The organism is Streptomyces sp. NPDC002580 (genome assembly GCF_042889485.1).
GTDB lineage: Bacteria > Actinomycetota > Actinomycetes > Streptomycetales > Streptomycetaceae > Streptomyces.
In genome coordinates, this window is sequence record NZ_JBIAQZ010000011.1 from 207,064 (window position 1) to 220,174 (window position 13,111).

Here is a 13,111-nt window from a genome sequence, read left to right on the forward strand (position 1 = left end):
CTCCGCCCGCTTGACCTAGTTAGTGATTGAGTACTAACTTAGTCGCATGGTCAGGATGAGCGCAGAGGAGAGGCGCGAGAGCGTCGTTCGCGCGGCGATGAGCGAGTTCGCCCGTGGCGGCTACTACGGCACGTCCACCGAGACGATCGCCAAGCGCGTGGGCGTCTCGCAGCCGTACCTCTTCCGGCTCTTCCCGGGCAAGAAGGCGATCTTCCTGGCGGCCGCCGAGCACTGCATGGAGCTCGCGCGGCACACCATGGAGGAGGCCTCCGAGGGGCTGGAGGGCGAGGAAGCCCAGCACGCCATGGCGAACGCCTACATCAAGGTCATCGCGGAGCACCCGGAGCGGCTGCTCATGCAGATGCAGTTGTACGTCGCCGTGGCGGCCGCCGAGGAGGCCGGCGATCACGAACTCGGCGAGGCCGCCCGGGCCGGCTGGATGCGGCTCTGGGACACGGTCCACGTGCCGCTCGGCGCGGACGTCGACGGGACCACGACCTTCATGGCGTACGGGATGCTCATCAACTGCCTGGTGGCGATGGGGTTCCCGCCCGAGCACCGGGTCTGGGAAGGGCTCTATCCCTCGGCGCGGATCACGGGCCGGCTGGAGAAGTAGCGCCAGGGAGAGGGCGGAGTTCCGGGCCTTTTTCTGGGGACAAAAGTTAGTCATCAATAACTAATCATCGACGCGATCACATCATCTCTGGGGGAGCGATGTCTCAGCGGAAGCCAAAGACAGCAAGGGACGGGGCGGCGGCACCCGCCGGACCGGCCACGGCACCGGAACCGGCCCCGGCCCCGGCCTCGGCGCAGGCCAAGGGGTCGCCCGAGGCGTCGGCCGAAGGGGCGGCCGATCCGGTCACCGCTTCGGCCGGGCGTCGGGGTGGGGCCGGGTGGGCGCTCGTCATCACCGGCGTCGCCGGTTTCATGGCGGCCCTGGACAATCTCGTCGTCACCACGGCCCTGCCCTCGATCCGCGAGGACCTCGGGGGAGGGCTGGGCGACCTGGAGTGGACCGTGAGCGCGTACACGCTCACCTTCGCCGTCCTGCTGATGTTCGGCGCGGCGCTCGGCGACCGGTTCGGCCGTCGCAGGCTCTTCCTCGTCGGACTGAGCATCTTCACCGGCGCTTCGGCCGCCGCGGCCATGGCGCCCGGCATCGACTCGCTGATCGCCGCCCGCGCGGTCCAGGGCGTCGGCGCGGCGATCATGATGCCGCTGACCCTGACCCTGCTGACGGCCGCGGTCGCGCCCGCGAAGCGCGGGATGGCCTACGGGATATGGGGCGCGGTCAACGGACTCGCGGTCGCCTCGGGACCCCTCATCGGCGGCAGCCTCACCGAACACGTCTCCTGGCACTGGATCTTCTGGCTGAACGTTCCGCTGGGGCTCGCGGTGCTCCCGCTCGCCCGGCTGCGGCTGTCCGAGTCGTTCGGCGCCGGCGCGCGGCTCGACTTCCCCGGCACCCTGCTCGCCAGTGGTGGCCTCTTCGGGATCGTCTACGGCCTGGTCCGCGGGCCCGCCGACGGCTGGACCAGCACGTTCGTCCTGACCGGCCTGATCGCGGGATCCGCTCTGCTCATCGGTTTCGTCGTCCACGGCGTCCGGTCCGAGAACGCGATGCTCCCCATGCGGCTCTTCCGCTCCCGCGCCTTCGCCGGGATCAACGCGGCCAGTCTGCTGATGTTCCTCGGGATGTTCGGTTCGATCTTCCTGCTCAGCCAGTACATGCAGGGCGTGCTCGGCTACACGCCGACCGAGGCGGGGCTGCGGATGCTCCCCTGGACCGGCATGCCGATGCTGGTCGCGCCGATCGCGGGCATCCTGTCCGACCGCATCGGTGGCCGCCCGGTCGTCGCCGCGGGCCTCTTCCTCCAGGCCGCCGGTCTCGGCTACATGGCCGTCGTGGCCACCGCCCACGCCTCCTACGGCGCCCAGTTGCCGGCGCTGATCATCAGCGGTGTCGGCATGGCGCTGTACTTCGCCCCGGCCGCCAGCCTGGTCATGTCCAGCGTCCGCCCGCAGGAGCAGGGCATCGCCTCCGGCGCCAACAACGCGCTGCGCGAGGTGGGCGGCGCGCTCGGCATCGCGATCATGTCGTCGATCTTCGCCGCCCAGGGCGGATACGAGTCCGGCGAGGCCTTCGTGGACGGACTGCGGCCCGCCTTGGTCACCGGCTCCGCGGTCGTGGCCGTCGCCGGAATCGCCGCCCTGGTGATCCCGGCCGGGCGCCGCACCGCTCGGGACACGGCGGGGTCGGACGCGGCCCCGTCCGACCCCGCCGGGTCCGCCCCGGTGCTGGAGACCGCGAGCCGCTGAGCATCGGGCACGGAGCATCGGGCACGCACGCGTACGGCCCCGTCGACCAAGGCGGGGCCGTACGCGTGCGCCCGCCCCACGACGCTCGCCCACGGCGCCCGCGTCACCCCGTGCGCCCGGAGCCGTCGGGACCGTCTCGTAGTCTTGGGCCTGTGCAGGAACTCCACGACACCCCCCTCGCCCCACTGACCACCTTCCGGCTGGGCGGGCCCGCGACCCGGCTCATCACCGCGACCACCGACGCCGAGGTGATCGACGCCGTGCGCGAGGCCGACGCCGCCGGTACGCCGCTGCTGCTCATCGGCGGCGGATCGAACCTGGTCATCGGGGACGAGGGCTTCGCCGGGACCGCCCTGCGGATCGCCACCGAGGGTTTCTCCCTCGACGGCACGAGGCTGGAACTGGCCGCCGGCGAGGTGTGGACCGACGCGGTCGCCCGCACCGTCGAGGCCGGGCTCGCCGGGATCGAGTGCCTCGCCGGTATCCCCGGCTCCGCGGGCGCGACCCCGATCCAGAACGTGGGCGCGTACGGGCAGGAGGTGTCGTCGACGATCACCGAGGTGGTCGCCTACGACCGGCAGACGCGTGAGACGGTCACGCTGACCAATGCCGAGTGCGCCTTCTCGTACCGGCACAGCCGTTTCAAGGCGGAGCCCGACCGTCATGTGGTGCTGCGCGTGCGCTTCGAGCTGGAGGACGCGCGGGGGCTGTCGGCGCCCGTCAAGTACGCCGAGACGGCCCGTGTCCTGGGCGTGGAGCCCGGCGACCGGGTGGCCCTCGGCACCGCCCGCGAGACCGTCCTGAAGCTGCGCGCGGGCAAGGGCATGGTGCTCGACCCCGAGGACCACGACACCTGGTCCGCCGGATCGTTCTTCACCAATCCGATCCTCACGGACGAGGCGTTCGCCGCGTTCCACGCGCGCGTGAAGGAGCGGCTCGGCGCCGACGCCGTACCTCCCGCGTACGCGGCCGGAGAGGGCCACACCAAGACCTCCGCGGCCTGGCTGATCGACAGGTCGGGCTTCACCAAGGGCTACGGGACCGGGCCCGCGCGCATCTCGACCAAGCACACGCTGGCCCTGACCAACCGCGGCGGGGCCACCACCGAGGATCTCCTCGTGCTGGCCAGGGAGGTCGTCGCCGGTGTCCACGACGCCTTCGGGATCACCCTGGTGAACGAGCCGGTGACGGTGAACGCCAGCCTCTGAAGGGCCTGGAGGCTCGCCCGGTAGGCGATGTCTCCGCAGGTTCGCCCCGGTAGGCGATGGGGCGCGCCAGGGACGGCTCCCGGGGCGGGGCGGTTCCTAGGAGGTCAGCCAGGTGTCGACGCCGGCCAGCAGCTTCGCCCGGGTGTCCTCCGGTGCGGCCGAGGCGCGGATGGACTGCCGGGCCAACTCGGCGAGTTCCGGATCCGTGAAGGCGTGGTGGCGGCGGGCGATCTCGTACTGGGCGGCGAGCCGGGAGCCGAAGAGCAGCGGGTCGTCGGCGCCGAGGGCCATCGGGACACCGGCTTCGAACAAAGTGCGCAGGGGGACATCGGCGTGCTTCTCGTAGACGCCCAGGGCGACGTTCGAGGCGGGGCAGACCTCACAGGTCACCCCGCGGTCCGCCAGGCGCTTCAGCAGCCGCGGCTCCTCGGCGGCCCGCACCCCGTGGCCGATCCGGGAGGCGTGCAGGTCGTCCAGGCAGTCACGGACCGAGGCGGGCCCGGTCAGCTCGCCGCCGTGCGGCGCGGCCAGCAGTCCGCCCTCGCGCGCGATGGCGAAGGCCCGGTCGAAGTCCCGCGCCATACCCCGCCGCTCGTCGTTCGAGAGGCCGAAGCCGACGATGCCCCGGTCCGCGTACCGCACGGCCAGCCGGGCCAGCGTGCGGGCGTCCAGCGGGTGCTTCATCCGGTTCGCCGCCACCAGGACGCGCATCCCCAGTCCGGTCTCCCTGGAGGCCGTGTCCACCGCGTCCAGGATGATCTCCAGCGCGGGGATCAGACCGCCCAGGCGAGGGGCGTACGAGGTCGGGTCGACCTGGATCTCCAGCCAGCCGGAGCCGTCCTTGAGGTCTTCCTCCGCGGCCTCGCGCACCAGGCGCTGGATGTCCTCGGGATCTCTCAGACACGACCGCGCCGCGTCGTACAGACGCTGGAAGCGGAACCAGCCGCGCTCGTCCGTGGCCCGCAGCTTCGGCGGCTCTCCACCGGTCAGCGCGTCGGGCAGGTGGATCCCGTGCTTGTCGGCCAGCTCCAGCAGGGTGGTGTGCCGCATCGAACCGGTGAAGTGCAGGTGCAGATGGGCTTTCGGCAGTTCAGAGACATCACGTACACGCTCCATCCAAGGATTTTGCCGTACGTCGCGGTCATCCCGGTAGCCGTTTCCCCGATCGTGGTCTTGCTCGCACACACGAACGGGGCACCCGGGGGTGATGCCCCGGGTGCCCCGTTCGCTTCGCCTGTGTGCGGAGAGCGTCAGTCCCGCGCCTCGGCCAGCAGCTTCTGGATCCGGCTGACGCCCTCGACGAGGTCCTCGTCACCGAGCGCGTACGAGAGGCGCAGGTAGCCCGGCGTGCCGAAGGCCTCGCCCGGGACGACCGCGACCTCGGACTCCTCCAGGATGAGGGCGGCGAGCTCGACCGTGTCCGCGGGGCGCTTGCCGCGGATCTCCTTGCCGAGGAGTTCCTTCACCGAGGGGTACGCGTAGAAGGCGCCCTCGGGCTCGGGGCACAGCACGCCGTCGATCTCGTTCAGCATGCGCACGATGGTCTTGCGGCGGCGGTCGAAGGCCTCGCGCATCTTCGCGACGGCCGTGAGGTCGCCCGAGACGGCGGCGAGCGCGGCGACCTGGGCCACGTTCGAGACGTTCGAGGTGGCGTGCGACTGGAGGTTGGTCGCGGCCTTGATGACGTCCTTGGGGCCGATGACCCAGCCCACGCGCCAGCCGGTCATCGCGTAGGTCTTGGCGACACCGTTGACGACGATGCACTTGTCGCGCAGCTCGGGCACCACGACGGGCAGGGAGTGGAACTCGGCGTCGCCGTAGACCAGGTGCTCGTAGATCTCGTCGGTGAGGACCCACAGGCCCTTGTCGGCGGCCCAGCGGCCGATCTCCTCGATCTGCTCGCGGGTGTAGACCGCGCCCGTCGGGTTGGACGGGGAGACGAAGAGCAGCACCTTGGTGTTCTCGGTGCGGGCGGCCTCCAGCTGCTCGACCGAGACGCGGTAACCGGTGGTCTCGTCCGCCACGACGTCCACGGGGACCCCGCCGGCGAGACGGATGGACTCCGGGTAGGTCGTCCAGTACGGCGCCGGGACGATGACCTCGTCGCCCGGGTCGAGGATCGCGGCGAAGGCCTCGTAGATGGCCTGCTTGCCGCCGTTGGTGACGAGGACCTGGGCGGCCTCCACCTCGTAGCCGGAGTCGCGCAGGGTCTTCGCTGCGATCGCGGCCTTCAGCTCGGGGAGCCCGCCGGCCGGCGTGTAGCGGTGGTACTTGGGGTTCGAGCAGGCCTCGATGGCGGCCTGGACGATGTAGTCCGGGGTGGGGAAATCGGGCTCACCGGCGCCGAAACCGATCACCGGACGTCCCGCGGCCTTGAGTGCCTTGGCCTTGGCGTCCACGGCGAGGGTGGCGGATTCGGAGATCGCGCCGACTCGGGCGGAGACCCGGCGCTCGGTGGGAGGGGTTGCAGGGCTCATGGGTCCCATCGTTTCAGACCGGAAACGCCCCCGGCACGCGGGTTTCACAGACTGAACAGCGACAGAACATCCGTCCGGATCCGCGGGCCCCACCAGTCGATCTTCTGCGGAGACGGCACGTACGGACACTTTCTGTTCGACGCCCGGCTCCGGACCACGTACACTCTCACCTCGTTGGCCTTCACCGGCCGCACTCAACCGGTGCACACCGAGCACCCGGTCGGATGCGGTACGTTGGGGGAAATCAAAGGGTCGTAGCTCAATTGGTAGAGCACTGGTCTCCAAAACCAGCGGTTGGGGGTTCAAGTCCCTCCGGCCCTGCTACACACTCCTTTCACCAGGATGTGTGCGCGTGTACGTACTGCAATGCACCGCCGTGCGGCTCATACCGGGCGCGGCACGGTCACGACCCGGGAATCAGGTGAGGACGAGTGACGGACGCCGTGGGCTCCATCGACATGCCTGATGCCGAGGCGCCGGAGTCCAAAAAGAAGGCCCGCAAGGGCGGTAAGCGTGCCAAGAAGGGCCCGCTGAAGCGCCTCGCCACCTTCTACCGCCAGATCATCGCGGAACTCCGCAAGGTCGTCTGGCCCACTCGCAATCAGCTGACGACGTACACCACCGTGGTGATTGTGTTCGTCGTCATCATGATCGGCCTGGTTACCGTGATTGACTATGGGCTCAACCACGCCGCCAAGTACGTCTTCGGCTGAGCCGACAGCGAAGGGCGCCGTCACCGGCGCCCCTTTTCGCGTGTTCCACCCCCATGTATCCAGGAAGAAGCAGCCACCGTGTCTGACCCGAACCTGAACGACGCCACCGAGTCGGTCGAGTCCGTTGACGACGAACTCGAGATCGTCGAGGGAGCGGACGTCGCGGACGAGTTCGAGGCTGCCGATGCCGCCGCCGGCGAGCCCGCCGAGGACGCGGCCCTGCACGTCGAGGACGAGTCCGGTGAGGACGTCGAGGACGAGGACGCCGACGAGGCGCTCGCCGACGACGACACCGAGGACGCCGGCGAGGCGGAAGCCGAAGAAGAGGCTGAGCCCGTCGACCCCGTGACCGCCCTGCGCGAGGAACTCCGCAGGCTCCCCGGCGAGTGGTACGTCATCCACACGTACGCCGGTTACGAGAACCGCGTGAAGACCAACCTCGAGCAGCGTGCCGTCTCGCTGAACGTCGAGGACTTCATCTTCCAGGCCGAGGTGCCGCAGGAAGAAGTCGCGCAGATCAAGAACGGCGAGCGCAAGACGATCAAGCAGAACAAGCTCCCGGGGTACGTCCTGGTCCGCATGGACCTGACGAACGAGTCCTGGGGCGTCGTTCGCAACACGCCCGGCGTCACCGGCTTCGTGGGCAACGCCTACGACCCGTACCCGCTGACCCTGGACGAGATCGTCAAGATGCTCGCCCCGGAGGCCGAGGAGAAGGCCGCCCGTGAGGCCGCCGAGGCCGAGGGCAAGCCCGCTCCGCAGCGCAAGGTCGAGGTCCAGGTGCTGGACTTCGAGGTCGGCGACTCGGTCACCGTCACCGACGGCCCGTTCGCCACGCTGCAGGCCACGATCAACGAGATCAACGCCGACTCGAAGAAGGTCAAGGGCCTCGTCGAGATCTTCGGCCGCGAGACCCCGGTCGAGCTTTCCTTCGACCAGATCCAGAAGAACTAGCACCTTCTGGACGTACGTCTTCCGAACAGGTCAGACGGGCTATCGCAGCCTGTCTGACCTGCTCGGTTTTTAGCCGCACGCAGATACCCGTTATCGTTGTGCGGTATGCCTTCATCCGGATCATCACCTCGGCTGAAGGCAGCCGTCCGGGGCGACTCGGACGTAGGAAGGCGAAAACGAAAGAGGACCCGGAATGCCTCCCAAGAAGAAGAAGGTCACGGGGCTCATCAAGCTCCAGATCAACGCCGGTGCGGCGAACCCCGCCCCGCCGGTCGGCCCCGCGCTCGGTCAGCACGGCGTCAACATCATGGAGTTCTGCAAGGCCTACAACGCCGCGACCGAGTCGCAGCGTGGCTGGGTGATCCCGGTGGAGATCACGGTCTACGAAGACCGCTCCTTCACCTTCATCACCAAGACTCCGCCGGCCGCGAAGATGATCCTCAAGGCCGCGGGTGTCGAGAAGGGCTCCGGCGAGCCGCACAAGACCAAGGTCGCCAAGATCACCCAGGCGCAGGTCCGTGAGATCGCCACGACCAAGCTGCCCGACCTCAACGCCAACGACCTGGACGCCGCGTCGAAGATCATCGCCGGCACCGCCCGTTCCATGGGCATCACGGTCGAGGGCTGACACCCACCTTCGTAGGAACCACGCGGCTCCGGCCGCACGTGGCAGGGCCTGCTCGGCCCGTACCACGACTCCTCAGAACACATCAGGAGCAGTAGTGAGCAAGCGCAGCAAGTCTCTCCGCGCTGCGGACGCCAAGGTCGACCGGGAAAAGCTCTACGCCCCGCTCGAGGCCGTCCGTCTCGCCAAGGAGACCTCCACGAGCAAGTACGACGGCACCGTCGAGGTCGCCTTCCGCCTGGGTGTCGACCCGCGCAAGGCCGACCAGATGGTCCGTGGCACCGTGAACCTCCCGCACGGCACCGGTAAGACCGCCCGGGTCCTGGTCTTCGCGACCGGTGACCGTGCCGAGGCCGCGATCGCCGCGGGCGCCGACATCGTCGGCTCCGACGAGCTCATCGACGAGGTGGCGAAGGGCCGTCTGGACTTCGACGCCGTCGTCGCCACCCCGGACCTCATGGGCAAGGTCGGCCGCCTCGGCCGCGTGCTCGGTCCCCGTGGTCTCATGCCGAACCCCAAGACCGGCACCGTGACCCCGGACGTCGCCAAGGCTGTCACCGAGATCAAGGGTGGCAAGATCGAGTTCCGCGTCGACAAGCACTCGAACCTGCACTTCATCATCGGCAAGGTGTCCTTCGGTGACACCCAGCTGGTGGAGAACTACGGTGCGGCCCTCGACGAGATCCTTCGTCTGAAGCCGTCGGCCGCCAAGGGCCGCTACATCAAGAAGGCCGCCATCAGCTCCACGGTCGGCCCCGGCGTCCCCGTCGACCCCAACCGCACCCGCAACCTCCTCGTCGAGGAGGACCCGGCCGCCGTCTGAGCCTTCCGCTCACCCCGGTGACCGCGTCGCGCACGCGATTTGTGAACGGGCCCCGCAACCTTTCGAGGTGCGGGGCCCGTCCCCATTTCCGGAGGCTCTTCCGGGGCCGGCGCCCCGGACGAAATCCGGAGACGTGTGTCAGTGGGCCGCGCTAGCGTGCGGTGCAGGAAATTCACCTGGGGGTGGGACGAATGAAGAGCACGATGGCGCGCCGCGTGACCGTCTCGATCGCGCTGTCAGCGGCGCTGGCGGGGGTGACGGCCTGCAACTCCTCGGATTCCTCAGGGGGTTCGGGCGGCGACGACAAGGCTGGGCACAGGGGCAGCACGCGGGTCAGCCCCGTGGCGGCCCTGCGCTCCGCGGAGCGGTCCACCGACGGCGCGGACTCCGCCAAGGTCGAGTCCACCACCACCATGGGCACGCTGATGTCCATGAAGGCCGACGGCGTCCTGGGCTGGGCGGACGGGCTCACCGGCACCATGACCATCACGTACACGGGCGGGACGCTCGCCGAGACGATGCGCCGGACCGGCAGCACCTCGATGCAGGCCCGCTATCTGTCCGACGCCTACTACGCGCGGATGGGCGACAAGTTCGCCCAGCAGGCGGGCGGCAAGCACTGGATCCGGTACGGGTACGACGACCTCGCCGAGGTGGGCGGCAGCTCGGGCGCGTACCTCAAGGACCAGATGCAGAACACCACACCGAACCAGTCCGTGAAGCTCCTGCTGGCCTCCGGGGACGTCGAGAAGGTCGGCACGGAGACCGTGCGCGGTCGGCGGACCACGCACTACTCCGGCACGGTCGACGTCGCGGACCTGGCGACCAAGTCCTCCGACCTCAGCGCGAGCCAGCTCGCCGATCTCAGGAAGCAGCTCACGGCGGCCGGGGTCAGCACGGAGCAGGTCGACATCTGGGTCGACGGCGACGACCTGCTCGTCAAGAAGGTCGAGAAGGGCGAGCTGACGAGCGGGACGATGACGTCGACGGCGTACTACAGCGACTACGGGACCAAGGTCTCCACGCAGGAACCCCCGGTGGGCGACACCGCCGACTTCAAGGACCTGCTCAAGACGCAGGGGGCCACCGGCGGCGCCCTGTCCTGAGCCCGGCCCGGGGCCGTCCCGGGCCCGCGTGCCGGGGCGGGCCCCCAGGAGCCCGGTCGGCCGCTCCCGGAGCCCGGGCCCGTCCTCCCGCCGGGCGCGTGAAGGCATGGCCGGTCCCGGAAATCGGGATGATCGACCAAGCCCGTTCGGATACGCTCGCGCCCGAATCTGTGTACCAACCATCTGTTCCCTGGGGGGAAACGTGAGTTCTGCTGTGCGTGGCTCGGTACGGAACCGGGCGACCGGCGCGGCACTCGTGGCGCTGGTCCTCGGCGGGGGCGCGGTGGCCTGCACGAAGGACACCGCGCAGTCCCCGGCGCTCACACCCGCCGCGGCCGTGGCGAAGGCGGCGGAGAAGAGCGAGGACGTCACCTCCCTGCGCTACCGGATGTCGGGCAGGAGCCCGGGCGAGGGCCGTGTCAGCGGTGAGGCGGCGATGAGCGTGAAGCCGCCGGCCATGAGCATGAAGATGACCGTCGAGGACCAGGCGGTGGACGGTCCGGTCGAGATAAGGGTCGTCGGCAGGGCGATGTACATCGGCGGGGGCGCCCAGGCGGCCAAGGAGATGGACGGCAAGAGCTGGATCAAGTTCGACATGTCCGCGCTGGCCGGGGACAAGGAGCTGGACCAGGGGCAGTTGGGCGCCGGACAGGCAGACAAGAACCCCGCCACGGAGTCCACCTTCCTCACGGGCGCGAAGGACGTGAAGAAGGTCGGCACCGAGACCGTCGAGGGCGTGAGGACCACGCACTACAAGGGCACGGTCACCGTCGACGCGTTCCGCAAGTCCCTCAAGGGCGAGGACAAGGACACGCGCGAGCAGCGGGAGAAGGCCCTCGACCAGTACACGGAGATGGGCGTCGACGCGCTCACGATGGACATGTGGGTCGACGGAGACGACCACACCCGGCAGTTCCGGATGCGGGGGACCGCCGACAAGGGCCCGCTCGACATGACCGTCACCTTCCTCGACTTCAACAAGCCGGTGACGGTGAAGGCCCCGCCCGCCGAGGACACCGTCGACTTCGCCGGGATGATGAAGGACATCGCCCAGCAGGACTGAGCCCGTTCGGCCGGATTTGCTTGACGGAGTCCACTTCACGTACTCTCCTCGAGAAGCCAAAGACCGCTGGTCGTTGCCTCGAACTCGCAAGAGGACGGGGTGACCGAAGGATCCGCTGAAACTGCGGACGACCCGCGTAGGTGTTCGTGGAAGTGTTCCCGGAGTTCACACGCCCAGCGTGTGGAGGAATCCGGTTGAGCCACGCCCCGTGCGCCTGCGCCGGGGCGTTTCGTTTTGTCAGTCCTTCTGAGCGGTCCTCATCACCCGGAAGGAGGCCACGCTTATGGCAAGGCCCGACAAGGCTGCCGCGGTAGCCGAGCTCGCGGACCAGTTCCGCAGCTCGAACGCCGCCGTGCTGACCGAGTACCGGGGTCTCACCGTGGCGCAGCTCAAGACGCTGCGCCGTTCGCTCGGTGAAGACGCCCAGTACGCCGTGGTGAAGAACACGCTGACCAAGATCGCGGCCAACGAGGCCGGGATCTCTACGCTCGACGACCTGTTCAACGGTCCGACGGCGGTCGCCTTCATCACCGGTGACCCGGTGGTGTCGGCGAAGGGTCTTCGTGACTTCGCCAAGGACAACCCGAACCTCGTCATCAAGGGCGGTGTCCTTGACGGCAAGGCGCTGTCCGCCGACGAGATCAAGAAGCTTGCGGACCTCGAGTCCCGCGAGGTTCTGCTCGCCAAGCTGGCGGGTGCCTTCAAGGGCAAGCAGACGCAGACTGCTCGTCTCTTCCAGGCGCTGCCCTCGAAGTTCGTCCGCACCGCGGAGGCGCTTCGTGTCAAGCAGGCCGAGCAGGGCGGTGCCGAGTAATTCGGCTCGCGCATTGACCGCCGCCTGACGGCGACGGTCGCAGCGGGCCGAACGTACGCCCGCCTCACCAGTACATACCGGCACCTGCCGAATGAGTGGAAGGACGCCATCATGGCGAAGCTGTCCCAGGAAGAGCTGCTCGCGCAGTTCGAGAACCTCACCCTCATCGAGCTCTCCGAGTTCGTGAAGGCCTTCGAGGAGAAGTTCGACGTCACCGCCGCCGCCGCGGTCGCCGTTGCCGGTCCGGCCGGCCCCGCCGCCGTCGAGGCCGTCGAGGAGCAGGACGAGTTCGACGTCATCCTCACGGGTGCCGGCGAGAAGAAGATCCAGGTCATCAAGGTCGTGCGTGAGCTCACCTCGCTGGGCCTGAAGGAGGCCAAGGACCTCGTCGACGGCGCTCCGAAGCCCGTCCTCGAGAAGGTCGCCAAGGAGGCCGCCGAGAAGGCTGCCGAGTCCCTCAAGGGCGCCGGCGCCTCCGTCGAGGTCAAGTAACTCGACGAGTCCCCCGAGGACTCCTGTGAAGCTGTCACAGCCGCTCCCGTAGCGCTGTAACGCTGACGCACCGAAGAGCGATCACCCAACTGGGTGGTCGCTCTTCGGCGTTCCAGGGGGTCCCCGAAGGGCAGCCTTGCGCTGCGGGCCGCGACGAGTATGGTGATCTTCGTTGTGCGTCCGACCACCCGTGACAGGCAGAGAGACGGGTTGCAAGGTGGGCCGCACGTGACGATCGCGGCACTCGCTTTGGGCATGGGGGGCCTTGACGAACCGCACGCAGCGCGCAATTCTCAGGACGCGTCGTCACAACGATCCGTATCCGAGGCATGGATCGCTGACGAAGAGGGCAGTATCGATGTGCATTGAGGGCGTGGCTTGCCGCAGGTGTTGAGCACGATGAGGGTCTCAAAAAATCGGGACTGGACATCAGTGAGCCTACTGGCTACACTGACCCTTTGCGCTGCCTGTTAGCTGCCTCCTGCCCGTCACCAGGGGCATGCCCGTGTTTGAGCAT

The 13,111-nt window shown here is 68.8% G+C and carries 13 protein-coding genes and 1 tRNA gene; 12 read left to right on the plus strand and 2 right to left on the minus strand.

The features are described 5' to 3' along the window. Positions 1-46: 46 nt before the first annotated feature. The 3 genes from ACFYW7_RS30855 to ACFYW7_RS30865 all read left to right on the plus strand — a co-directional run bounded on the left by ACFYW7_RS30855 (position 47) and on the right by ACFYW7_RS30865 (position 3,527). Complete coding sequence (locus ACFYW7_RS30855) at positions 47-616, plus strand: TetR/AcrR family transcriptional regulator (RefSeq protein ID WP_389508361.1); 570 nt, start codon at positions 47-49, stop codon at positions 614-616. Between the two features lie 98 nt (positions 617-714). Continuing rightward, positions 715-2,319: a DHA2 family efflux MFS transporter permease subunit gene (locus ACFYW7_RS30860; RefSeq protein WP_389508363.1), complete on the plus strand. Its 1,605-nt coding sequence runs from the start codon at positions 715-717 to the stop codon at positions 2,317-2,319. Between the two features lie 152 nt (positions 2,320-2,471). Further along, the gene (locus ACFYW7_RS30865) at positions 2,472-3,527 is read left to right on the plus strand and encodes a UDP-N-acetylmuramate dehydrogenase (RefSeq protein ID WP_389508365.1); all 1,056 of its coding nucleotides are present in this window, start codon (positions 2,472-2,474) and stop codon (positions 3,525-3,527) included. Positions 3,528-3,623: 96 nt separating this feature from the next. On the opposite strand, the gene ACFYW7_RS30870 is transcribed toward ACFYW7_RS30865, so the two are convergent. Continuing rightward, complete coding sequence (locus ACFYW7_RS30870) at positions 3,624-4,643, minus strand: adenosine deaminase (RefSeq protein ID WP_389508367.1); 1,020 nt, start codon at positions 4,641-4,643, stop codon at positions 3,624-3,626. A gap of 134 nt (positions 4,644-4,777) precedes the next feature. Next, entirely contained in the window at positions 4,778-6,004 is a 1,227-nt protein-coding gene (locus ACFYW7_RS30875; RefSeq protein WP_389508369.1) for a pyridoxal phosphate-dependent aminotransferase, read from the minus strand. Positions 6,005-6,252: 248 nt separating this feature from the next. Here ACFYW7_RS30875 and ACFYW7_RS30880 point away from each other — a divergent pair. The 9 genes from ACFYW7_RS30880 to rplL all read left to right on the plus strand — a co-directional run bounded on the left by ACFYW7_RS30880 (position 6,253) and on the right by rplL (position 12,594). Continuing rightward, a tRNA-Trp gene (locus ACFYW7_RS30880) sits at positions 6,253-6,325 on the plus strand. A 110-nt stretch (positions 6,326-6,435) separates the two neighbouring features. Then, positions 6,436-6,717: a preprotein translocase subunit SecE gene (gene secE, locus ACFYW7_RS30885; protein ID WP_103549158.1), complete on the plus strand. Its 282-nt coding sequence runs from the start codon at positions 6,436-6,438 to the stop codon at positions 6,715-6,717. 78 nt (positions 6,718-6,795) lie between these two features. After that, positions 6,796-7,671 (plus strand): transcription termination/antitermination protein NusG, encoded by an 876-nt coding sequence (gene nusG / locus ACFYW7_RS30890; protein ID WP_389508371.1) that lies wholly within the window; start codon positions 6,796-6,798, stop codon positions 7,669-7,671. Between the two features lie 193 nt (positions 7,672-7,864). Further along, positions 7,865-8,299 carry a 50S ribosomal protein L11 gene (gene rplK, locus ACFYW7_RS30895; RefSeq protein WP_006383482.1) on the plus strand — a complete coding sequence of 145 codons (435 nt, stop codon included), beginning with the start codon at positions 7,865-7,867 and terminating at the stop codon, positions 8,297-8,299. Positions 8,300-8,393: 94 nt separating this feature from the next. Then, complete coding sequence (gene rplA, locus ACFYW7_RS30900) at positions 8,394-9,119, plus strand: 50S ribosomal protein L1 (protein WP_389508373.1); 726 nt, start codon at positions 8,394-8,396, stop codon at positions 9,117-9,119. Positions 9,120-9,310: 191 nt separating this feature from the next. Further along, positions 9,311-10,225, plus strand: coding sequence for a hypothetical protein (locus tag ACFYW7_RS30905; protein ID WP_389508375.1), 915 nt, complete (start codon positions 9,311-9,313; stop codon positions 10,223-10,225). 214 nt (positions 10,226-10,439) lie between these two features. Continuing rightward, complete coding sequence (locus ACFYW7_RS30910) at positions 10,440-11,288, plus strand: DUF1396 domain-containing protein (RefSeq protein WP_389508590.1); 849 nt, start codon at positions 10,440-10,442, stop codon at positions 11,286-11,288. A 283-nt stretch (positions 11,289-11,571) separates the two neighbouring features. Continuing rightward, the gene (gene rplJ / locus ACFYW7_RS30915; protein WP_153289132.1) at positions 11,572-12,102 is read left to right on the plus strand and encodes a 50S ribosomal protein L10; all 531 of its coding nucleotides are present in this window, start codon (positions 11,572-11,574) and stop codon (positions 12,100-12,102) included. A gap of 111 nt (positions 12,103-12,213) precedes the next feature. Next, positions 12,214-12,594 carry a 50S ribosomal protein L7/L12 gene (gene rplL / locus ACFYW7_RS30920; protein WP_389508378.1) on the plus strand — a complete coding sequence of 127 codons (381 nt, stop codon included), beginning with the start codon at positions 12,214-12,216 and terminating at the stop codon, positions 12,592-12,594. Positions 12,595-13,111: the final 517 nt, after the last annotated feature.